A 22,718-nucleotide genomic window follows, 5' to 3' on the forward strand; every position below is an offset into this window, starting at 1 on the left:
CTCACCAATATGTTTGATGAGATAATCATAATTCGAATTCCGCCTAAATCATAGACGGTCGGTTATTAGGTGCTTACCGTTCTTGAAGAGCCTGTTCAGATGTATATAATGCCTCCTGACTCCCAGCAAATCGCCATTGTTTAAGGAATGAACCGATACTATTGTTTTTGATTTGATCACGCAAGTCATAGATAACACTTTGTTTGACAATTTCATCAATTTTCATTTTCTGGACATGTTCAATGCCCAATTGGACCATATTATTTCTAATTTGATTGATTTTGATTTTTGATTCTAAATCTTGTTCGTCAGCAGGTAGAACAAATCTAAATAGTATTGTCGGTACGAGCATACTTAGTATTATTACAGCAGATTCCACCAAGATGATGAAATTGAATATTTGAGATTTGGAGGTAATACTTGCCCCAATAACTGAGAATGCCATTGCTAAAGTTACTGATCCGTGAATCCCCCCAAATGCGAAGATTAACGCTTCTCTAATTGAAAGTTTACTAATGAGTTGACCATAAATAAATCTAGTAATTAATGAGATAACATAAACTAAAAATGCAACCCCAAGCCAACTGAATGATGAGTTACTATTATTAAATTGTTGTTTAACAATGCGAGTCAGTGTTATTCCAAGTACAACGAAAACAAAACTATTTAGTATCTCTGTCAAGAATTGACTCATTTGAACTCCAGCGTGAAATTGTTTAGGTGCTGAAAAACGGCTTCGACTAGCTTCATTATTAAAAATAAGTCCAGCACTAACTACGGCAATTATTCCTGATACTGCAAGCTTTTCAGCTAGTACGTAAATGATAAATGGTGTCATTAAATATAGTAGATTTTGAGCTGTAATAGAATTATAGGAAGTGCGGACCAACAGTTGTCTAAATAACATTAATAATCCAGCAGTGATAACTCCGAAGACAATTCCACCAATGGCAGAAACAAAAAATGCGGAGATGTTTTGACTTAATGCTAGATGTCCGGTACTATACCAGATCAATGCCGCCTGCAACAAAACGATCCCAGTTGCATCATTGAATAATGATTCCATTTTTAAAACAATATTTACGTGGGTAGGCAATGTCAGACCATCGCTGACTGATCCCATGGCCGTGGCGTCAGTAGGGGTACTAATTGAAATAATTATTAATGCCAATGAAAAGGTGATACCAGCCACTGAATGTAGGATTATTGTTCCGATAACGGCTGAAATGATTGCTAAAAAAACAGCAGTACTTAAAATGTTTTTTATTTTTCGGCGAACAAGATACGTTTTAGTTTTCTGCCCTTCAAAAAATAATAATGGAGCAATTATAAATAACATGAATATTTCATCGTTAAATGATAGAACAGCTTGGTTGGTTAAAGGAATCAGTCCGACGATAATTCCTATAATCAGGCTAATATAGGTCCCTGATATTTTGGGTAACAGATTGGAGATAAAGCTGCTGACAGCTACAGCAATAAGCAGAACGATTGATGATTCAAAGAATCCCATGATTATTCCTCGGTATTTTGATATTTAACATTCTAAGTATAGCAATTCTCATTGAACAAGCACATGGTAGATGATATTTCGACTTAGTATTTTGGAGTCCAACTTATTACTTGTTTTTGGGATAGTTAGCAAAATGCCAACTGTCAATATTTTCAGAAAAGACTATCATAAACCTATGAATAGGGGCGACAATCATGAGGTTTCAACAATTAAAACGAAATAGTAATGCTATTTTAAGAAAAAGGATGTATAAGAGTGGTAAAAACTGGGTTGTTAAGGCATCTTTGAGTTTTGCTGGCGGATTGATTTTACTTGGGGGATCACAACTGACAGTCAAGGCTGATGTTACTAATACTTCGACTGGAACTGAACAAGTACAATCGGCCGTGAGTGACAATGGTTCATCTAATCAGGCAAAGCCAATTTCAGATGGTGATGCCAATAGCAATCAGACCATTGACACAACAAATCAAAATACTAATTCAAATAGTAATCTAAGTAGTAATTCAAGCACGCAACTAAATGTTAAAGCAAGTAATGATACTACTGATTCCAACGATGCTACGACTGTGCAGGATAAAAATGGCAGTAACACTACAAAATCTGAACAACCTGATATAAGTCCATCAGCAGAAACATACAGTCTTAATCAAGCAACACCGCAACCAGAAAGTACGCCTACAGTCACAGACAGTGGTAATTGGGGTGTTGATTGGTCGATTACTGATGATGGTGTGTTGCATATTAATTCTGGAACGTTGAAAGATACGTCTGCTACTATTTTAGTTGAACCTTCGAATACCCAAACTTTGAGTGTCGGGCCAATTAAAGATAAAAATCCCTGGACGCAGACTCAACGTGATAAAGTTACTTCAATATCGTTTGATGGAAAAGTGACTGCAAGTTCAGATGTGTCAGGACTTTTTTATAACTTTAATAAGGTGACCTCAATCGATAATTTGACCGACTTCGATACTTCTAACGTCACAAATATGAGTGGGTTATTTGATTTAGATCGTTCACTAAAATCTTTAGATTTATCAAATATGGATACTCGCAAGGTTACTAGTATGTATTCTATGTTTAATGATAATGAAGTTTTGGCATCCATTAAATTTGGAGAAAACTTCAAAGGAGATAGCCTTACAGATGCCGAAGGAATGTTTCAAGGTTGTCATTTGTTACCAAGTTTAGATTTATCTAATTTTAAAACCCCACTTTTACAGTATGTGGATGAGATGTTTTGGGGTATGTCCAGGGCAACTAACTTAGATGTGTCTGGGTTGGATGTTTCCAAAGTCTCGGATTTCTCGGGTGTTTTTTCAAGTGTTTCAAGTTTAAAAAATATTGATTTGACGTCTTGGGATTTTTCTAGTGCAACTAATTTTAATAAAATGTTTTTGGACGATAAGGCATTGCTGAACATTGACTATCCAAAGAATTTTGATACTTCAAAAGTTACTGATTTCAATGGAATGTTCTCTGATTGTTTAAGTATGGAAACCTTGGATTTATCCGGTTATGATATGAGTAAATTTAAGCCTTCAAGTGGTTCTAATTCAATGCTTGATGGTATGAAGAGTTTGAATAAACTTATTTTGTCATCAAAAGACAATTTAAATTTCTCTGGTTTGTCAACTTCAGATCGTAATAAATATAATGCCGAGGGTAAGCTTGTTTCATCAAGTTCTGGGTGGAATGTTACTGATACGATTGATGGTGTGACTCCTATAGGGACAAATGTGTATGACAATGGATTGATGAATATGTACGATGCTAAGACTAATAATGGTGGGAAGACTACATGGCAAGTTGCTTATAAAAATTATAATTATGTAAATTTTGTTTTGGAGTATGTGGCTGAGGATAACCAAGACAGTCCTGATGGGATATTATATACGTTGCCCGTAACTGGAACAATTTCTGGAAATCCGTATTATCCTCAATCATTAGTTACTTTGGGAGTAAGTAATCCTTCGTATCAAACTGATTTCACACCTAATTCTATAACGGTTCCTGATGTTGAAGGCCAAATAGTCAAGGTGTTAATACCTGCTAAACCAATTTCTAAGCCATTCAAATTTCAAGTGATAGAAACAGATTCTGCTGGTAAAAAGATAAGTAACAATACAATTACGATACCGGTTGATGATCCAACATTCGGTAATCAAGATCCTGATAAGACTTTAGATGGTATTGCGTCTTCCAGTCGAGAGTTATTACAAGACGTGAGTTCTATAGTGATGATTGATTCTGACGGTAATTCTACATCGATGCCATTGTCAGCTGATCTTTTGAAAAGACTCTCAACATTTCCTGGTTATAAAAATGATGCCGATTTTATTGCTAAATTCTTGTTAAATGGCGTGATGAGTGATGATGGGGTGTATGATTCCTATGCTGGTCAGACTTATGTTCTGAATGCAGTATATGCACCAATCAAATCTAATACTTCTGGTGGTGGTTCTTCCAAACCTCAAATTGATCGTGAAGTAAGATCAGTTAATCAAACCATTTCAGTGCATCCAGATGAACCATCGGCACAAGTATATGATGATAATGGAATTTTGGTTGCTGATACGACGCTTCCATCATTAAGCAACTGGCATAATGATGAGGTTATGACAATTGATGGCGATACATATTACCGCGTTGCCACGAATAAGTGGATCAAGACTAATACGGCATATGTATACAATTACAAACTTAATAATGTCCGTGTATATCGAAACATTACTAGTGATGTAGTTGATTCAAGAGGTAATATTTTACCGATCAAGTTAGCTCCATCAAGTGAATGGATGACTGATAGGTTAGTAACATTGAATGATGGTACATATTATCGAGTTGCTACTAATCAATTTGTTAGTGCTGCTAATGTTTATATATATGAAGATACTACTGCGACTTTGCATACGAATTTGGAAACACCACTATATGATGAGCGCGGCAATATGCTTACTAATAAATTAACAACTAACTCTGAATTTAAAGTCGATAAAACTATCCAGATCAATGGAATTAATTATTATCGTGTAGCCACAAATGAATTTGTGAAATCAACAGATGCTATAAATCTAATTTAAAAATAAAGAAGGGCCTCCCAACTAAGGGAAGTCCTTCTTTATTTTGTATGACTAAATATATTTTTTTACTCGCTATTTATTTGAACATTGAATCAACTGCTGCATCAACGGCATCTTGATCAGCAAGATAAGGAATTGTAATGTGATCTGTTCCAGCGTTCATCTTGTTGTATTCGATTGATGTCTCAATAGCATGTGGATTACGTGCCCAACTACGACGAGCAACTCCACCCATTGTGTCCCAAGCAATTGATGATTTGATGATCTCATCAACTTCTTCTGAACCATCAAGTACTAGTCCGAAGCCACCATTGATAGCTTTACCGATACCAACACCGCCACCATTGTGAAGGGCAATCAGTGTCATACCACGAGCAGCATTACCGGCATAACATTGTGTAGCCATGTCAGCACAGACGTTACTACCATCTTTGATATTTGATGTTTCTCTGAATGGTGAGTCTGTTCCTGAAACGTCGTGGTGATCACGTCCAAGCATAACTGGACCAATTTTACCGTCACGAACTAATTCATTGAACTTCAAAGCAATATTTACACGACCATAGCAGTCTTGATAAAGGATACGTGCTTGTGTACCAACAACTAAGGCATTCTTTTCGGCGTCACGGATCCAGTTGTAGTTATCACGATCTTGATAACGTCTATTAGGGTCGATTACTTCCATAGCAGCATGATCAGTTTGGATAAGATCTTCATGTTTGCCACTTAGACATACCCAACGGAAAGGTCCATATCCGTAATCAAATAACATGGGTCCCATGATATCTTCAACGTATGATGGCCAGATGAATCCATCTTTATCATCATGTCCGTTTTTTGAAATTTCATTAACGCCTGAGTCATAGATTGACTTCATAAATGAGTTACCGTAGTCGAAGAAGTATGTTCCATCAGCAACTAATGATTTGATAACTTCGAAGTGACGTCTCAAAGTTTTATCAACTAAGCCACGGAATTTTTCTTTATCTTCAGCTAACATGGCTGTTCTCTCATCGAATGTTAATCCAACAGGACAGTAGCCACCTTCATAAACATTGTGACATGATGTTTGATCAGATAGTAGATCAACATGAACGTGATTCTCATTGATATATTCTAGTAAGTCAACGATATTACCATGGAAGGCGATAGATGTGCTTTCGCCACGTTTCATGTAGTCTTCGGCCATGTTGACGGCTTCTTCAGGTGTTTCAGCTAATTGGCTGATCCAACCTTGGCTCTTACGAGTTTCGATTCTTGATCTATCAACTTCAGCAATAATGGCAACGGCCTTTGCGATTTCTCCAGCCTTACCTTGAGCACCACTCATTCCACCAAGTCCTGATGAAATAAATAATTTACCAGTTAGATCACCGTCATCAGGAATGCCAAGTTTTAATCTACCAGCATTAAGTAGAGTATTGAATGTCCCATGAACGATACCTTGAGGTCCGATATACATCCAACCACCGGCAGTCATTTGGCCGTAGTTAGTAACACCCATTTCTTCAGCAACTTCCCAATCATCGATATTGTCGTATTCACCGACCATTAGACCGTTTGTGATGATTACACGAGGTGCACTCTTCTTGGATTTGAATAATCCTAGTGGATGTCCTGATTCAACAACTAATGTTTGTTCGTCAGTCATTGCTTGCAAATATTTTTTGATCAAACGATATTGCATCCAGTTGTGACAAACTGAACCAGTTTCTCCATATGTAACTAATTCATAAGGGTAGAGAGCAACATCGAAGTTCAAGTTATTGTCGATTTGAACTTGGATAGCTTTACCGGCTGTACAGTTTCCTTCGTATTCATCGATTGGTTTGCCATGGATTCGTTCTTTTGGATACCATCTGTATCCATAGATACGTCCACGAGTTCTTAATTCTTCTAGGAATTCTGGGATAACTACATCGTGATACTTGGGATGTACATAGCGAAGTGCATTCTTCAAAGCAAGTTCTGTTTGTTCTTTAGTTAATCGGAATCCACGGTCAGGTGCACGTCTGATACCTTCTTGGAAGACGGTTTTTTCTGGTAATTCGTCGTCCAACTTGATTGTCATTGCTGCTTCCATTTCTTTGTAATCGATCATTTTAATAGCCTCCTAGTATGTACTCTATTTCTGTGACTTAGACTGTGTCATTTAATACTGCACGTTCAGTATATTAAGAATGTGTCAATTGAGAGTCTATACTGGGAAAAAATTATTATGACGACAAGGCATGAAACGCTTACTATTTTTTTGACACAAATTAGACAGCTCGTATATAGAATTAAGGAAAGTCATAATTGATGGAGTGTGCATAATGAAAGCAGATAAGATCTTAAAGAATTTCAGTCAGATTTTTTGTCCCTCAGATATTGGTCATCCATTAAGAGGCGAAGAAATGTCTGATGCTAAGGTGATTGAGAATGGTTATATTGCAATCAAAGACGGTAAGATTCTGGCAATTGATTCTGGTGAACCAAATGCAGAATTACTAGATTCTACTACTGAAGTAATTGATTACACTGGTAAAATGGCAACACCAGGTTTGATTGATTGCCATACACATTTGGTATACGGTGGAAGTCGTGAAAATGAATTTTCGAAGAAACTAAACGGTGTGCCATACTTGGATATTCTAGCCGCGGGTGGTGGCATTCTTAGCACAGTTAATTCAACTCGTGATGCTAGTTTTGATACATTATATGAAAAGACATCCAAGCTTGTAGATGACATGATCATTCATGGTGTTACCACAGTAGAAGCAAAAAGTGGATATGGTTTAGATTGGGCAACAGAAAAGAAACAATTAGAAGTAATTAAAAAAATTGACGAAAAGCACGATATGGATTTGGTTTCGACCTTCATGGCAGCTCATGCTGTTCCTCCAGAATATAAAGGTAGATCGGACGAATTCATTGATATGATCATTAATGAAATGTTACCAAAGGTCAAGGAAGAACATTTATCAGAGTTTTGCGATATTTTCTGTGAAACAGGAGTGTTTACGGCTGAACAATCTAAGCGTTTGTTGCAAGCCGCTAAAGACCAAGGTTTCAAATTAAGGATTCATGCTGATGAAATTGATTCAGTTGGTGGTGTAGATGTGGCTGCTGAATTAGGTTCAGTTAGTGCAGAACACTTAATGGTTATCACGGATGAAGGTATTGATAAATTGAGTAAAGCTCATGTTATTGGTAATCTACTTCCAGGAACAACTTTCAGTTTGATGCAAGATACGTATGCACCAGCCAAGAAGATGATCGAACACGGAATGGCAATTACCCTGACAACTGACAGCAATCCAGGAAGTTGTCCAACGTCTAATTTACAATTCATTATGCAATTGGGAACATTCATGATGAAATTAACTCCGATTCAAGTTCTCAATGCAGTAACGATCAACGCCGCGTATTCAGTTTGTCGTAACGATAGTATTGGTAGTTTCGATGAAGGAAAGAATGCTGATATTACCGTATTTGATTGCGAGAATATCGATTATCCATTCTACTTCTTCGCTACTAATTTGGTCAGTGAAGTCTATAAGAACGGTAATCTAGTAGTTCAAGACAGGCAATTAGTATAGTTAAAAATCCTATATATCAGCTTTCAAATAATGATTGAGAGCTGATTTTTTTGTTACCGGTTTCACAAAATTGTGTCTTTTGACATTTTTTTGACGTATAGTAATTGTGGGGTGAGCATAATATGAAGAAAACACTAAAATTTCAATTGTTTGGTAATCCCAAGATCCATTTGGCCGATCAACAGATTTTTTTCTCATTCTCCAAGATCAATGCTCTTTTGTATTATTTGGCCGTCAATCAATCCATCAGTAGAGATGAGATTGCTGGTTTATTGTGGCCAAATAAGTCTGAACAGAGTGCCAGAAAGAATCTCCGTAATACTATTTATCAGGCTAACAAGGTTCTGGGCGACGATTATGTCGTTTCACCAAACAAATCAGTTTTACAATTGAATGAAGATTTACCGGTTCAGAGTGATGTGGAAGATTTTCTCTCCGATCCGACAGAACACTTAATCAAGTATCAAGGTGAATTTTTGAAGGGATTCTTTTTGAAGGATTCTGAAAATTTTGATCAGTGGACTACGCGAATGCGTAGTATTTATGAACAAAAATTTGTGCAAAATTGTTATCACAAGGTTGCCAATGATATTAACAACAATCAGTTGGATGACGTTGAACGTAATATTCAACGTCTGATTTCTATTGATGAATATGATGAGCGTAACTATCAGTTATTGATGAGATTTTATCAGGACAGTCATCGCAATGGTAAAGTAATCGAAGCTTATTATGAATTGGTCAGCACACTCAAAGAAGAGCTCGGCATTGAACCAAGTGAAGAGACTCGTAAAATCTATGAGAAAACATTGGAAATCGTCAATCGTCGAAAGAATCATGAAGAGAATATCGAAAGTTTCAAATTCTTCGGTCGAACTCAAGAAATTGAAACACTTGAAGCCAATTTTGATGGATTCTTTCACGATTATAATTTCCAGTCGATAATTATTCAAGGTGATGCTGGTATGGGTAAAACAGCGTTGTCAGAATTAGTTCTTAACAACATGCGTAAGAAACATCTGTTACTAAATTTCACTTGTTTCCATTCTGAACGATTTTTTACGCTTCGTCCTTGGCGTGAAATACTTCAAAAAATTGAGATTGTTATCAAAGATAATGAAATTGTAATGTCGAATAATTTTGAGAAGACTTGCAAAAAATTTTTCCCATATTTCACTGATGACAGTTTGATAAATTTTGACGAAAGATTAACTGATGATGATATAAATTATTTGTCACAGATAATTCTGGAAGCTCTAAAGATAATTGAACAGGACAACAAGTTAATTATTAACATCGATAATTTACAATGGATGGATGAGTGGAGTTTACGTTTGTTGACAAGTTTGATGTTGCATGACTATGATACGTTGTTCTTGCTAACTCTTAGGTCCAATTATCAGACTCATATTGATGAGTTTATTAATACGGTTAGTCACTATGGCCGACTTAATATTATCGATTTGAAACCATTTGATCGTGCATCAATGACGTCATTTATGCAGAAGCAAATTCCTGACAATGATTTGGATTTTGCTACATTGAATGAACTGTATAATGAGTCGGAAGGTAGTCCTTTTTTCTTAATGGAATATGTTCGACAGATTAAGTTGGGATTACGACCAGATTATATGACACCGAGGATTCAAAAGGAGTTGAAATTTATTCTTCAAGATCTTGAACCTGGTGAGGAAGAGATTTTGGAGATGGTTTCGTACTTCCCTGAAGAAGCACCATTAAAAATAATCTCGACATTGTTGAATCGTACCGAAGGAAGTATAGCTAAAGATATTTCAACGATCAAAGATCATCAGTTGATCAGTGAACACATGATTGAAGGTGAAATTCAACTTAGCTTTCTGCATAATAAATTCCGTGAATTTATTTATATGCAGCAAGCACCTTCAAAACTGCGGGTGATTCATGAAAAAATTGCGGTGCTATTAGAACAAAAATTACGTTCAGTTGATGATGAATCAACGTTATTGTCACAAATTGCTTATCACTACAAGTATGCTAATCAAGAACTGAAATCACTTGATTATGAATTATCACATCTACAGATATCGCTCAAATTTCAACATGAATTATTTCCAATCTACACTGAATACAATAAGGAATCAGTTGAGCTAGAAAGTATTGAGTGGCATGACGAACTGGCGAAGTTCAAACAAATCGGTGATCGACTCAAAGCGATTGAATACCAGTATGAGGGTAATCAGACTTATGAATCATTGCTGATGAAATATTTATATTTTGAAGGACGCTATTATATTAATTACGGCAATTATAATCAAGGAATCGAAAATATCCAACGAGTTATCGTTAAGGCAAAGGAACTTCATCATGATGATTTCTTGATCCGTGGTTACCGTCAAATGATTTATTATTATATTCAGACTGATAATGCGACTGATATGGTACATTATATTGATTTGGCAATGAATATTTCTATCAGGTCAAATGATCACCAATCGATTGGAATATTGTTGCGTCTAAAGGGTCTGTACTATTTGATGGTCGGAAATTTGACGGAGGCAGAGCATCTGTTACTTGAATCAGTAACTATTTTTACAATATCAGATGAGGTTAAAGAGAAGTATTCCAGTAATATTGCGGCCGCATATGACTATCTAGCTGAAATAGAACGTCTCCGTGAAAACTATGATGAAGCTGTCAGTTATGAGAAGAAGGCAATTTGTCTCTGCGAACAGACAGGCTTGAAGACTAGTTTAGTTATCTTCTATGTTGATATGGGGATTTCGCTCTATGCCAAGGAAGATTACGATGGTTCTAAGCAATATCTACGAAAGGCTAAGGGACTATATGATAATTTGACGTCACCGTGGAAGAGAACACAGCTTAATGCATATCTAGCTTTAAATGAGTTGCATGATGGTGATTATGACGCTGTATTGAGATTTTTGTTAAGCTTCAATGAGTATTACACACATTTATCCAATCCCAGAGATATGGGAATCGTTTATTTTATTCAAGCAATTGTTAAGAAGATGATCAATGACCAGCAGATCAATGATCCTTCATTACGTGAATTACTCAATCAAGACGAAGCATTTTATTTGGAAAAAGCTCAAGAGAATCTTAGTCAATATCGTGATCGATTTGAATTACAGTATTTGAATGGTATTTATGATGAAATAAATCCGATTGATCCAAACTAAAAAAATTAAAAAAGTTATATAAGAAAAGGCGTTAAAATTGACGATTGTTGTCATTTTTAGCGTCTTTTCTGTTTTTTTGAATGATTAGAAAAAATTAATTTTAGGGAATGTTTTTTAATTTTTGAATCTATTAAACGTCAAAAGATAGCATATTGAGAAACAGTTCACTTGACAGAAATTTTGCCTGTTTTAATGACTTTTTTAGTCTGCCTATCGTAAATGGTTTTCGATTAGTAAAGCTGATAGTTAATATCTAGAAAATTAATTGAAGTGTTGATGGACATAACTTTACAGTTCGGATATTACCAAAATGTCACTGTCAAAAAAGTGTCAAATTTTGATATTTATAAAAATGTGTTTAAACATTATTTAGTAAAACTTATAAATTTATATATCTTTGAAATATTAAAATCGCTGAAACCCTTGATACAGGCGCTATTGACCGGTTATAAGTACCATGATAGATTAATAGCGGTTAATGAAAGCGATAACAGATAAATCGGATTTTGAAAAATAGTACGGGGGATATCCAGAAGTTGTGGATGATTTTTTACAAAGATCGAGGTGATGAATACCCAATCGTGACCCATGGAAATCTGGATTTGTTGTCTTTTATTAAAACAATCAAGTACACAAATTTGAAAGGATGTTTGATCATGGACAAATTAATTGAATGTATTCCGAATTTTAGTGAAGGCAAGAACCAAGAAACAATTGATGGTTTAGTTGAGACAGCCAAGGGTGTTCAAGGTGTCACACTATTGGATCACTCTTCAGACAAAAATCATAATCGTAGTGTATTTACATTAGTTGGAAACGAAGATGGAATTCAAGAAGTAGCATTTCAACTTGTTAAATATGCTAGTGAACATATCGATATGACTAAGCACGAAGGTGGTCACCCACGTATGGGTGCAACTGACGTAGTACCATTTGTACCTATCAAGAACATTACCGCAGAAGAATGTGTTGAAATTTCAAAGAAAGTTGCTAAACGTGTTAACGATGAATTAGATATTCCGATCTTCTTATATGAAGATTCAGCTTCAACACCAGCACGTAGAAATCTTGCTAAAGTAAGAAAAGGTCAATTCGAAGGAATGCCAGAAAAACTTCTTCAAGATGAATGGGCACCTGATTATGGTGAAAGAAAGATTCATCCTACAGCCGGAGTTACAGCTATCGGTGCACGTATGCCATTAGTTGCTTTCAACGTAAACCTTGATACAGATGATGTAACGATTGCTAAAAAGATTGCTAAGATCATTCGTGGTTCAAGTGGCGGATTCAAGTATTGCAAGGGTATCGGATTGATGCTAGAAGATCGCAATATTGCTCAAGTCTCCATGAACATGGTCAATTATGAAGGAACACCATTGTATCGTACATTTGAAACAATCAAGTTTGAAGCAAAACGTTACGGAGTAAACATCATTGGTAGTGAAGTTATCGGATTAACACCTGCTAAGGCTTTAGTAGATGTTGCTGAATATTACTTACAAGTTGAAGACTTCGACTACAACAAACAAGTTCTTGAAAATCACTTAATTTAAGGAGAACAATCAATGAAATTAACTGACAAGCAAGTACGTGAATTCATGACTGTTCTTGGTTCAGATGAGCCAGCACCAGGTGGAGGCTCAGCCTCTGCACTTGCTGGTTCTATGGGAATCTCACTGACTAAGATGGTTACGGAACTCACAATTGGAAAGAAAAAATATCTCGAATTCGAAGATATTGCAAAAGAAGCTCGTGAGGAAGCTGGTAAGTTGCAAGCTGAATTACTTGATGCAATTGACAAAGATACTGAAGCATTTAACGAAGTATCAGCCGTCTTTTCAATGCCTAAAGCAACTGATGAAGAAAAGGCTGCACGTAGAAGTGCTATGCAACAAGCGCTACAAGGTGCTACCAAAGCCCCATTCGACATCATGGTCAAATGTGTTGACGCATTGAAGGTAACTGAATCGATCATTGGCAAGGCAAATACTAATGCCGCTAGTGATTTGGGTGTTGCAGCTTTGAACTTGAAGTCAGCACTTCAAGGAGCATGGTTGAATGTATTGATTAACTTATCTGGTATCAAGGATGAAGATTTTGTTACTGATTATAAGCAAAGAGGAACAGCCTTGTTAGAAGAGGGATGTCCTTTGGCAGACAAAATCTATGAAGAAATTTTGAAAATTGTATAGCTGACAACACTAATGAGAAGGGCGGAATTAAATATTATGGCAAATCTATCTGATATTGAAATTGCAAGTCAAGTTGAAATGGATCCCATTCAAGATATCGCTGCATCAGTTGGTATTCCTGAAGAAGACCTTTCAATGTATGGAAAATACAAAGCTAAGATCGACATCAACAACATGAATGGTTTAGATGACGCAAGTCAACGTGGGAAACTTATCCTAGTTACAGCTATCACACCAACACCTGCCGGAGAAGGTAAAACTACTGTATCAGTTGGATTAGTTGATGCATTATCAAATGTTGGTAAAAAAGCAGCCATTGCGGTTCGTGAACCATCATTAGGACCTGTCTTTGGTATCAAGGGTGGAGCTGCTGGTGGTGGACATTCACAAGTTGTTCCTATGGAAGATATCAATCTTCACTTCACAGGCGACTTCCACGCAATTGGTGCTGCAAATAACTTATTAGCTGCCTTATTAGATAATCATATTCACCAGGGTAATGCATTGAACATTGATACACGTAAGATCACTTGGAAACGTGTTGTTGATATGAATGATCGTCAATTGCGTCACATCGTTGATGGCTTGCAAGGCCGCGTCAATGGTGTTCCCCGTGAAGATGGGTATGACATCACAGTTGCTTCAGAAGTTATGGCTGTATTGTGTCTCTCAAATAATATTACTGAACTTAAATCAAAATTACGTAAGATGATCGTAGCTTATAACATGGACGGGGATCCTGTTACAGCTGGTGACTTAAAAGCTGAAGGAGCAATGACAGCCTTACTAAAAGATGCTATCAATCCTAATATTGTTCAAACACTTGATCACACACCAGCCTTCATTCATGGTGGGCCATTCGCTAATATTGCTCACGGATGTAACAGTATTTTAGCTACTAAACTAGCTTTGAAATATGCTGATTATGCAGTTACAGAAGCTGGATTTGGTGCTGATCTTGGTGCTGAAAAGTTCATCGATATCAAGTGTCGTCTAGCTGACATGCAACCAGATGCAGTTGTACTTGTTGCCACAGTTCGCGCTTTGAAGATGCACGGTGGTGTTAAGAAGACTGACTTGAACGAAGAAAATGTTGAAGCTGTTGAAGCAGGATTACCAAATATGAAGAAACACATCGATAACATTCAAAATGTTTATGGTATGCCAGTAGTTGTTGCTATCAACAAGTTCCCTAATGATACAGATGCTGAACTAGCAGTTGTTCAAAAAGCATGTGAAGATCTTGGCGTTAAAGTTGCACTATCAGATGTATGGGGCAAAGGTGGAGACGGAGCACTTGAACTAGCTGATGCAGTTGTTGAAGCAGCAGATCAACCAAATAATTTCGGATTTGTATATGACTTAGAAGATTCAATTGAAGAAAAATTAACTAAGATTGTTCAAAAGGTTTATGGCGGTGACGGTGTTGAATTCACACGTGGCGCTCGTAAACAATTATCAGAATTAGAAAGACTCGGATTCACAGACTTACCAATCTGTATGGCTAAGACTCAATATTCATTCTCTGATGATGCGAAGAAGTTAGGTGCACCAACAGGCTTCACAGTTAAGATCAGTAACTTGAAAGTTTCTGCCGGTGCCGGATTCATCGTTGCTCAAACTGGAGCAATCATGACAATGCCAGGATTACCAAAATCACCAGCTGCAGAACGTATTGATGTTGATGAGAATGGAAATATTTCTGGATTATTCTAGAAAATGAAATTATTAAAAGTAACAGAGAATGATTACCAAGTTTCAAATTGGAGTGGGGGTCAAACCACAGAATTTTATTTATCCCCAACTAATGGAAAATATCGACCAGGCAACTTTGACTATCGGATTTCTAGTGCGACAGTTGAATTAGATACGACAGAATTTACACCCTTGCCGGGTTACAAGAGAATAATATTACCGTTACAAAATCAATTGACTTTGGAAAATAATGCAAAAACGATCACTTTGGCACCTTTCCAAAAATATTATTTTGACGGTAATGACAAGATTACTAGTCATGGCAAATGTGTTGATTTTAATTTGATATATCGTTCTGATCTCGAAGGACATATAAACTTTCTAATCGATAATAAATCTTTGAAGCTTAAGGAAGATACAGAATACATTTGTTATTTCTTACATGGATGCTCAGTGATTTTTAAAGACGACGAATCAATGCAAAGTAAATTCGTTAGTAAAAATGAATCATTATATTTTAAAACAAATTCAACCTCGACAATGTTTGTGACAAGTGCGGCAGGTTCTTCAATAAATCCTATGGCCATTTTAGTTTGGACAAGTGAGAAGGAATCAAAATAAGAATTGCGCTTCAAGAACAGATGTAAACACCGAGAGGAGAATCAAACATGAAAAGTAAAGACCAAGTTCCTGAAGATTCAGATATTAAGGATATTCGGGAATTAGAAAAGGTGGGCGAAGACGCTAAGTTTAGTCTTAATGGCGCCACACTTTACGGAATCAATGCTGTTATCGGATCAGGAATCTTCCTTTTACCAAAGGATATCTACAAGGACTTAGGTCCAGCTTCGTTGGTGGCTATGTTACTAGATGTATTCCTAGTTCTGATGTTGGCAGTATGTTTCGCTGAAGTTTCAGGATATTTCAACAAGAACGGTGGGGCTTTCCAATATGCTAAAACAGCTTTTGGTGACTTCGTTGGATTCAACGTTGGTATCCTTGGTTGGTTCGTTACGATCGTAGCTTGGGCTGCTATGGCAGCTGGGTTCGCAAAACTTTTAATTCAAACTTTCCCTTCCCTAGAGGGGAAAAATACAATTATAAGTATTTTGCTGGTAACGTTCTTATCAATTATCAATAGTACTGGTATTAAGACTTCTAAGGTTTTCACGATCACAATTACTATCGCTAAGATTATTCCTATTATTGCATTTACTCTTGTTACAGTATTTTTCATCAAACATGGTATGAAAGTGGGACACTTTACACCGTTCCTACAATTAAGCCCAGGTATGACGCTGTCTAAGGCAGCCGCTTCAACATCTCTAACGGTATTTTATGCATTTATCGGATTCGAAGCCTTGCCAGTTGTTGCTGGTGAGATGCGTAATCCTAAAAAGAACGTACCAAAGGCTATTATCGGATCAATCAGTTTGGTTTCATTATTCTACTTCATGATCATTGCTGGTACTATCGCAATGCTTGGTACAGGTATTCTACAAAGTAATGCACCTGTACAAGATGCTTTCGTACAAATGATCGGACCTGCTGGTAAGTGGATCATTTCAATCGGCGCTTTGATTTCTATCGCCGGATTAAACATGGGTGATTCATTGATGATCCCTCGTTACGGAGCTTCTATCTCAGATGAAGGATTATTGCCAAAAATTATTGCGAAACAAAACAAAAAGGGTGCTCCATTCGTAGCGATTATCTTCTCAGGTCTCGTTACAATCGGATTCCTTCTAAGTGGTTCATTTGAACAATTAGCCGAATTAAGTGTTGTTTTCCGTTTCTTCCAGTACATTCCAACTGCACTTGCCGTAATTTGGTTAAGGAACAAAGATATGGATAACGAACCAGTATTCAAATTACCATTCGGCCCAGTTATTCCTATTATTTCCATTATCGTAAGTGTTTGGATGGTTGCTGCAGCCAACCCAGTTAATCTTATTGCTGGATTGATCGGTGTAATTATTACAAGTACAATGTACTTCCTATTCATCAAGGGTAAAAAGATGGGTGCAAATTCCGATTCTGACTCAGATGATGTAGATCCTGCTTAAAACTTTTAGTCAACTCAAAAATAAATGGGGGTTTTACAAATGATCAAAGAAAAGACAATCGTATTAGATGGTAACAGTTTGAAACTTGAAGATGTTGTTTCAGTAGCACGTAATAATGTGAAGGTAAGTATCGCACCTGGTTCAGAACAAGCAGTTAACGACTCACGTAAGATCATCGACAAAATTGTTGAAGACAAACGTGTTGTCTATGGTGTAAATACTGGATTCGGTTCACTTTGTAACGTAAGTATTTCTCAAGATGATACAGCTCAATTACAAGAAAATCTTATTAGAACTCACTCATCAGGTTACGGTGATCCATTCCCAGAAGATGTTGTTCGTGCCATCATGTTGATCCGTGTTAACTCACTTGTTAAAGGATTCTCAGGAATTCGTTTGAGCACTGTTAAGGCATTAATGGACATGTTGAATGCTGGAGTACATCCATTTATTCCTGAAAAAGGTTCACTTGGTGCATCAGGAGACTTGGCTCCATTGGCACACATGGTTCTTCCATTACTAGGCTTAGGAAAAGCATACTACAAAGGTGAATTATTACCTGGTAAGGTAGCTATGGAAAAAGCCGGCCTTGGAACTATTCAATTGAGTGCCAAAGAAGGACTCGCCTTGATCAATGGAACAACAGTGTTGACAGCTGTTGGCGCTCTAGCAACATACGACTCGATCGTATTGTTAAAACTCTCAGATATTGCTGGTGCTCTATCTCTTGAAGTTCACTCAGGTATTTCAAGCCCATTCGAAGAGGATCTACACACAATTCGTCCACAAAGTGGTCAATTAGCAACAGCTCGTAACATCCGTAGATTGATCGATGGATCAGAGTATACAACTGAAGCAACCCAAGACCGTGTTCAAGATGCCTATACACTTAGATGTATCCCTCAGATCCACGGTGCAAGTAAAGACTCAGTTGCTTATGTTAAAGAAAAAGTAGAAATCGAAATCAATTCAGTTACTGATAATCCAATCGTTACTCGTGAAGGAAAAGTTATTTCAGGTGGTAACTTCCACGGTGAACCAATGGCACAACCATTTGACTTCCTTGGAATCGCTGCTTCAGAAATCGGAAATGTTTCAGAACGTCGTGTTGAACGCCTAGTTAATACACAACTAAGCAAGATGCCTTCATTCTTAGTTAAACATCCAGGACTTAACTCAGGATTTATGATCACACAATATGCTTGTGCTTCATTAGCTTCAGAAAACAAAATCTTAGCACATCCAGCTAGTGTTGATTCAATTCCTTCATGTGAAAACCAAGAAGACTTCGTAAGTATGGGTACAACTGCTGCACGTACAGCCGCAGAAATCATTGGCAACTCAAGAAGAATCGTTGCTACTGAAATTATGGCTGCTTGTCAAGCACTAGACATCAAGTCACGTCAACATGGACTTGGAAAAGGTACACAACCTGCATATGAAGAATTCCGTAAGTCAGTAAGTTTCATCGAAAATGATAAAGATATCGAAATTTACGATGAACTAAACAAGGCAACAGATGTACTTGTAAATGGTGATTTATTAAATGCTGTTGAAAATACAGTGGACTTAGATATTCAATTTAAATAATTAGCATATGAACAAGTAAAAAGTGTTGAATGACTTAGACCGCTGCGAACCTTTTTACTTGTTCTTTGTTATGTACAAAGTTATTGAGAAGGGATGCAAATTTAAAACATGCTGAATAATAAGCGAGAGAGTTTTTGGCAAGATGTGGTTACTAAACTGACGATTGCTATGATATACGCCGTCTTATATTCCATGGCTTTGAATTTCTTCTGGCAGCCAGGACATATTTATTCTGGTGGATTAACTGGTATAGCACAGATTTTATCGACACTTGCCGAAAGAGCAGATAATATCAATATACCTATTTCAGTTATTTATTATCTATTGAACGTACCCATGTTTATCCTGGCGTGGTTCAAGATCAATCGTAAGTTTGTTGTGTTTACTATCATTGCAGTTACATTTGCTTCATTTGCCATTCAAATAATGCCCAATATGACCTTGATCGAAGATCCAATAATTTGTGCCGTCTTTGGTGGATTGATCAATGGTTACTCAATGGGATTGGCTTTGAAACATGGAATTTCCACCGGTGGTATGGATGCATTGATCATTACATTGCGACAATCAACAGGTATCAGTGTTGGTGCAATTTCAATGGCATTTAACGGTGTGATCGTTTTGACAGCCGGATTCTTATTCGGTTGGCCGTATGCTTTTTATAGTTTGGTTTCGATTTTTGTTAGTGGGAAAACGACAGATCTGGTCTATGTTAAGCATCAAAAGGTTCAAGTGATGATTATCACACAACGTCCCGATGTTGTAATTCCAGCATTACAAAAGAAATTAAAACGTGGTATCACCGCGATACCTCAAGCATACGGTGCATATGATTTTAATACTCAATCGGTTTTGATTACTGTTATTACCGTTTATGAAATGGAAATTTTAGCAGAAATTATGAAAAAAGTTGATCCAAAGGCGTTTGTCAGTGTATCGCAGGATATTAAGATTCTCGGTACATTTGAAGAATTAGATATAGTTTAGGGGATGAAAAAGTGTACAGTCCTGAAGAAATTGTGGAAATAAGTATTACCAAAGGAACAGCCAAGATCAATAAGCCGCTTCTAGCAAAACTTATTCTCGGATTCATCGGTGGAGCCATGATTTCCTTAGGATACTTAGCTTATATCAGAGTATCAGCATCGATACCAGCTGATTTAGCTAGTGTCGCCTCATTGGTTGGTGCATCAGTCTTCCCAATTGGTCTGATCGTGATTTTATTAGCTGGTGGCGAACTTGTCACAGGAAACATGATGGCAGTTAGTCTGTCGGCTTTTGCCAAGAAAGTATCATGGTTAGATTTTGTTAAAAACTTGATTATTATAACTTTTGCTAATTTGATTGGTGCATTGTTTGTGGCTTATTTCTTTGGACATTTTGTCGGTTTAACTCATATCGGAATATTTCGTGAAGACGTTATCCGAATTGCTCAAAGCAAAGTAGCCTCACCCTTCATGCCAAGTTTTGTTTCAGGCATCGGTTGTAATTGGTTCGTCGGATTAGCATTGTGGCTCTCATATGGAGCTAAGGATGCTGCTGGCAAAATTTTAGGTGTTTGGTTTCCAATCATGATTTTCGTTGCAATTGGATTCCAGCATAGTATCGCCAACTGTTTCGTCATTCCTGCCGCAATTTTTGAGGGTGGAGTTACATGGGGAGATTTTATAAATAATTTAATTCCAGTTTACTTAGGAAATATTGTTGGCGGTTCAATTTTTGTTTCAGGATTCTATTACTTTAGTTACAAGTTCGGTCATTAAAAAATAAAATTTCAAATAGGACAGAGTAGTTGGCAGAGCGTTAAGTGTCGGAAAGACGGAATGTGCTTCCCGGACGAAAAATGACAATCCATTTGCGGTTTTGCCAACGCATTCGCTGCATAAAGGATTTATGTGGCAGCTCGAAAAGGAGATGCTAAGAATGGGTAAGAGAAGCAACGCACAATTTATAGCTACAATGGGATTATTAATTGCATTAATGATAGTATTATCACAAGTTTTTGGTTTTGAAACACAACTTCTCAAAATAACTTTCGATTTCATACCACAAGTGGTTATGGCTAGTTTATTCGGTCCACTTTGGACAGGAATTGGTTCAGTTATTGCCGACTTGATCGGTAGTACAGTTCTTGGTAAAGGTGCATTCTTTATTGGTTTTACATTAAATTCATTTATTACTGGTATCTTGTATGGATACTTCTTCTACAAGAAACCAATCAGTTGGAAAAATGCCTTTTTATGTGTGTTATTGAATACTTTGATTATCAGCTTATTCTTGACACCGCTATGGTTATCTATCATGTATAAGATTCCATTTACTGATGGAAGATTATGGATGATTCGTATCGTCAAAGCATCAATTATGTTGCCACTTCAAACGACTATGATCGTCTTCTTCGGTAACGTAATACCATTTAAGTCATTGTCTAAGAGATTTGCTGCATAGTATTAGCATAAAGGGGTGTTTGTTATGATTAGAACAGGCGAAGAAGCTGTAGCTTGGATTCACACAAGAAGAAAATTTGGTTCGCGACCAGGATTAGATAGAATCGAAGCATTGTTAAAGATGCTCGGCAATCCAGAAGATGATGTTAAGAGTATTCACATCGCTGGAACGAATGGGAAGGGTTCAACTGTTATGTATCTTCGTTGTATGTTAGAAGAATTAGATCTGACAGTTGGAACATTTACCTCACCGTATATTGAAACCTTCTATGAACGTATTGCAGTTAATGGACAACCAATTCCCGAAGCAGATTTTGTAGAACTGGTAAATGTTTTCATGCCACTGATTGAAAAACTAGATGCAGATGAACATTTACAAGGGATAACAGAATTTGAAATTCTCACTGGTATGGCATTTTATTATTTCAAAGATCGAGTTGATATTGCCATTATTGAAGCTGGAATTGGTGGTTTGATGGATAGCACCAACGTTGTGCATCCCATGCTCGCAGCAATCACTACGGTCGGATTAGATCATGTTGATATTTTGGGTGATACACTGGAAAAAATTGCTCAGCAAAAGTCGGGTATCATTAAGAAACATATTCCTATCGTGGCTGGAGATATTCCTGAGAATGCTTTAGCAGTTATTCGCAATCAAGCTGTTCAGACGAAAGCACCGTTTTATAGTGAAAACAAAGATTTCTTAGTCGACTATATTGGTTTTGATAAGAATCGTAATGAAAGATTCAATTTTAGAAATCACCAATTCTATCTTAAGGACTTACGAATTCCGCTTAAGGGTCGTCATCAGACTGAAAATGCTGGTGTAGCACTTGAATTATTCTCACTCCATTGTCAGCATGAGAGTATTCGAGTGAATGAAAATCACATTCGTGAAGGACTCAAAAAAGTTCGCTGGCCGGCTCGCATGGAGACTGTCAGTGAGTCACCACTGATCATTATGGATGGAGCACATAATCCGCATGCTATGCGTCGTTTGACTGATAATATGGTGCATGGGTTTGCGGATACCCATATTCATGTGTTGTTTTCTGCCATTACAACTAAGAATATTGACGAAATGCTCAATATGCTGCAACAAGTTCCTAACATCAAAATAACGATCACGACATTTGACTTCCCAAGCTCATTGAATGTAGAAGACTATGCCGGATTGGATAATATTGATGGAATCACGATTGTTGATGATTGGCACAAAGGGTTGAATAATATTAAATCTGAAATGATTTCAGATGATGTCTTGTTCATTACTGGTTCGTTATATTTTATTTCGCAAGTACGGGATGAAATGAAGAAGGTACACTAAAACAAAAGGAGAATCCAATTTGGATTCTCCTTTTGA

Annotated in this window: 15 protein-coding genes and 1 riboswitch; of the genes, 13 read left to right on the top strand and 2 right to left on the bottom strand. The window is 36.9% G+C overall.

Annotated features, from left to right (window positions below; translation table 11 throughout):
- Positions 1-73: 73 nt before the first annotated feature.
- On the bottom strand, positions 74-1,513 hold the full coding sequence (locus EKM68_RS11370) for a cation:proton antiporter (RefSeq protein WP_125590856.1): 1,440 nt from the start codon (positions 1,511-1,513) through the stop codon (positions 74-76).
- 194 nt (positions 1,514-1,707) lie between these two features.
- Between EKM68_RS11370 and EKM68_RS11375 the strand changes: the two genes are divergently transcribed.
- The gene (locus EKM68_RS11375; RefSeq protein ID WP_125590858.1) at positions 1,708-4,599 is read left to right on the top strand and encodes a BspA family leucine-rich repeat surface protein; all 2,892 of its coding nucleotides are present in this window, start codon (positions 1,708-1,710) and stop codon (positions 4,597-4,599) included.
- Between the two features lie 76 nt (positions 4,600-4,675).
- On the opposite strand, the gene EKM68_RS11380 is transcribed toward EKM68_RS11375, so the two are convergent.
- On the bottom strand, positions 4,676-6,700 hold the full coding sequence (locus EKM68_RS11380) for a urocanate hydratase (protein WP_125590860.1): 2,025 nt from the start codon (positions 6,698-6,700) through the stop codon (positions 4,676-4,678).
- 214 nt (positions 6,701-6,914) lie between these two features.
- On the opposite strand from EKM68_RS11380, the gene hutI reads away from it, so the two are divergent.
- From hutI to EKM68_RS11440, 12 genes are all read left to right on the top strand, one after another.
- Positions 6,915-8,180, top strand: coding sequence for an imidazolonepropionase (hutI, locus tag EKM68_RS11385; protein WP_125590862.1), 1,266 nt, complete (start codon positions 6,915-6,917; stop codon positions 8,178-8,180).
- 122 nt (positions 8,181-8,302) lie between these two features.
- Positions 8,303-11,362 carry an AAA family ATPase gene (locus EKM68_RS11390; RefSeq protein WP_125590864.1) on the top strand — a complete coding sequence of 1,020 codons (3,060 nt, stop codon included), beginning with the start codon at positions 8,303-8,305 and terminating at the stop codon, positions 11,360-11,362.
- A 656-nt stretch (positions 11,363-12,018) separates the two neighbouring features.
- Positions 12,019-12,915, top strand: coding sequence for a glutamate formimidoyltransferase (ftcD, locus tag EKM68_RS11395; protein ID WP_125590866.1), 897 nt, complete (start codon positions 12,019-12,021; stop codon positions 12,913-12,915).
- A gap of 12 nt (positions 12,916-12,927) precedes the next feature.
- On the top strand, positions 12,928-13,554 hold the full coding sequence (locus EKM68_RS11400; protein ID WP_125590868.1) for a cyclodeaminase/cyclohydrolase family protein: 627 nt from the start codon (positions 12,928-12,930) through the stop codon (positions 13,552-13,554).
- A gap of 36 nt (positions 13,555-13,590) precedes the next feature.
- Positions 13,591-15,270, top strand: coding sequence for a formate--tetrahydrofolate ligase (locus EKM68_RS11405; RefSeq protein WP_125590870.1), 1,680 nt, complete (start codon positions 13,591-13,593; stop codon positions 15,268-15,270).
- A 3-nt stretch (positions 15,271-15,273) separates the two neighbouring features.
- Positions 15,274-15,870, top strand: coding sequence for a HutD family protein (locus tag EKM68_RS11410; RefSeq protein ID WP_125590872.1), 597 nt, complete (start codon positions 15,274-15,276; stop codon positions 15,868-15,870).
- A 47-nt stretch (positions 15,871-15,917) separates the two neighbouring features.
- Entirely contained in the window at positions 15,918-17,315 is a 1,398-nt protein-coding gene (locus tag EKM68_RS11415) for an APC family permease (RefSeq protein ID WP_125590874.1), read from the top strand.
- A gap of 39 nt (positions 17,316-17,354) precedes the next feature.
- Positions 17,355-18,905, top strand: coding sequence for a histidine ammonia-lyase (gene hutH, locus EKM68_RS11420; RefSeq protein WP_125590876.1), 1,551 nt, complete (start codon positions 17,355-17,357; stop codon positions 18,903-18,905).
- A 108-nt stretch (positions 18,906-19,013) separates the two neighbouring features.
- Positions 19,014-19,892 carry a YitT family protein gene (locus EKM68_RS11425; RefSeq protein WP_125590878.1) on the top strand — a complete coding sequence of 293 codons (879 nt, stop codon included), beginning with the start codon at positions 19,014-19,016 and terminating at the stop codon, positions 19,890-19,892.
- An 11-nt stretch (positions 19,893-19,903) separates the two neighbouring features.
- Complete coding sequence (locus tag EKM68_RS11430; RefSeq protein ID WP_125590880.1) at positions 19,904-20,668, top strand: formate/nitrite transporter family protein; 765 nt, start codon at positions 19,904-19,906, stop codon at positions 20,666-20,668.
- 19 nt (positions 20,669-20,687) lie between these two features.
- A riboswitch (THF riboswitch) is annotated at positions 20,688-20,788 on the top strand.
- Positions 20,789-20,828: 40 nt separating this feature from the next.
- Positions 20,829-21,353 carry a folate family ECF transporter S component gene (locus EKM68_RS11435; protein ID WP_125590882.1) on the top strand — a complete coding sequence of 175 codons (525 nt, stop codon included), beginning with the start codon at positions 20,829-20,831 and terminating at the stop codon, positions 21,351-21,353.
- Between the two features lie 24 nt (positions 21,354-21,377).
- Complete coding sequence (locus tag EKM68_RS11440; protein ID WP_125590884.1) at positions 21,378-22,682, top strand: bifunctional folylpolyglutamate synthase/dihydrofolate synthase; 1,305 nt, start codon at positions 21,378-21,380, stop codon at positions 22,680-22,682.
- Positions 22,683-22,718: the final 36 nt, after the last annotated feature.

It is taken from the genome of Companilactobacillus jidongensis (assembly GCF_003946575.1).
In the GTDB taxonomy this organism is placed as follows: domain Bacteria; phylum Bacillota; class Bacilli; order Lactobacillales; family Lactobacillaceae; genus Companilactobacillus; species Companilactobacillus jidongensis.

Bases quoted from the DNA above. Each gene is read 5' to 3' on its own strand.
- EKM68_RS11370 (WP_125590856.1), bottom strand. From the start codon at position 1,513: ATGGGATTCTTTGAATCATCAATCGTTCTGCTTATTGCTGTAGCTGTC.
- EKM68_RS11375 (WP_125590858.1), top strand. From the start codon at position 1,708: ATGAGGTTTCAACAATTAAAACGAAATAGTAATGCTATTTTAAGAAAA.
- EKM68_RS11380 (WP_125590860.1), bottom strand. From the start codon at position 6,700: ATGATCGATTACAAAGAAATGGAAGCAGCAATGACAATCAAGTTGGAC.
- hutI (WP_125590862.1), top strand. From the start codon at position 6,915: ATGAAAGCAGATAAGATCTTAAAGAATTTCAGTCAGATTTTTTGTCCC.
- EKM68_RS11390 (WP_125590864.1), top strand. From the start codon at position 8,303: ATGAAGAAAACACTAAAATTTCAATTGTTTGGTAATCCCAAGATCCAT.
- ftcD (WP_125590866.1), top strand. From the start codon at position 12,019: ATGGACAAATTAATTGAATGTATTCCGAATTTTAGTGAAGGCAAGAAC.
- EKM68_RS11400 (WP_125590868.1), top strand. From the start codon at position 12,928: ATGAAATTAACTGACAAGCAAGTACGTGAATTCATGACTGTTCTTGGT.
- EKM68_RS11405 (WP_125590870.1), top strand. From the start codon at position 13,591: ATGGCAAATCTATCTGATATTGAAATTGCAAGTCAAGTTGAAATGGAT.
- EKM68_RS11410 (WP_125590872.1), top strand. From the start codon at position 15,274: ATGAAATTATTAAAAGTAACAGAGAATGATTACCAAGTTTCAAATTGG.
- EKM68_RS11415 (WP_125590874.1), top strand. From the start codon at position 15,918: ATGAAAAGTAAAGACCAAGTTCCTGAAGATTCAGATATTAAGGATATT.
- hutH (WP_125590876.1), top strand. From the start codon at position 17,355: ATGATCAAAGAAAAGACAATCGTATTAGATGGTAACAGTTTGAAACTT.
- EKM68_RS11425 (WP_125590878.1), top strand. From the start codon at position 19,014: ATGCTGAATAATAAGCGAGAGAGTTTTTGGCAAGATGTGGTTACTAAA.
- EKM68_RS11435 (WP_125590882.1), top strand. From the start codon at position 20,829: ATGGGTAAGAGAAGCAACGCACAATTTATAGCTACAATGGGATTATTA.
- EKM68_RS11440 (WP_125590884.1), top strand. From the start codon at position 21,378: ATGATTAGAACAGGCGAAGAAGCTGTAGCTTGGATTCACACAAGAAGA.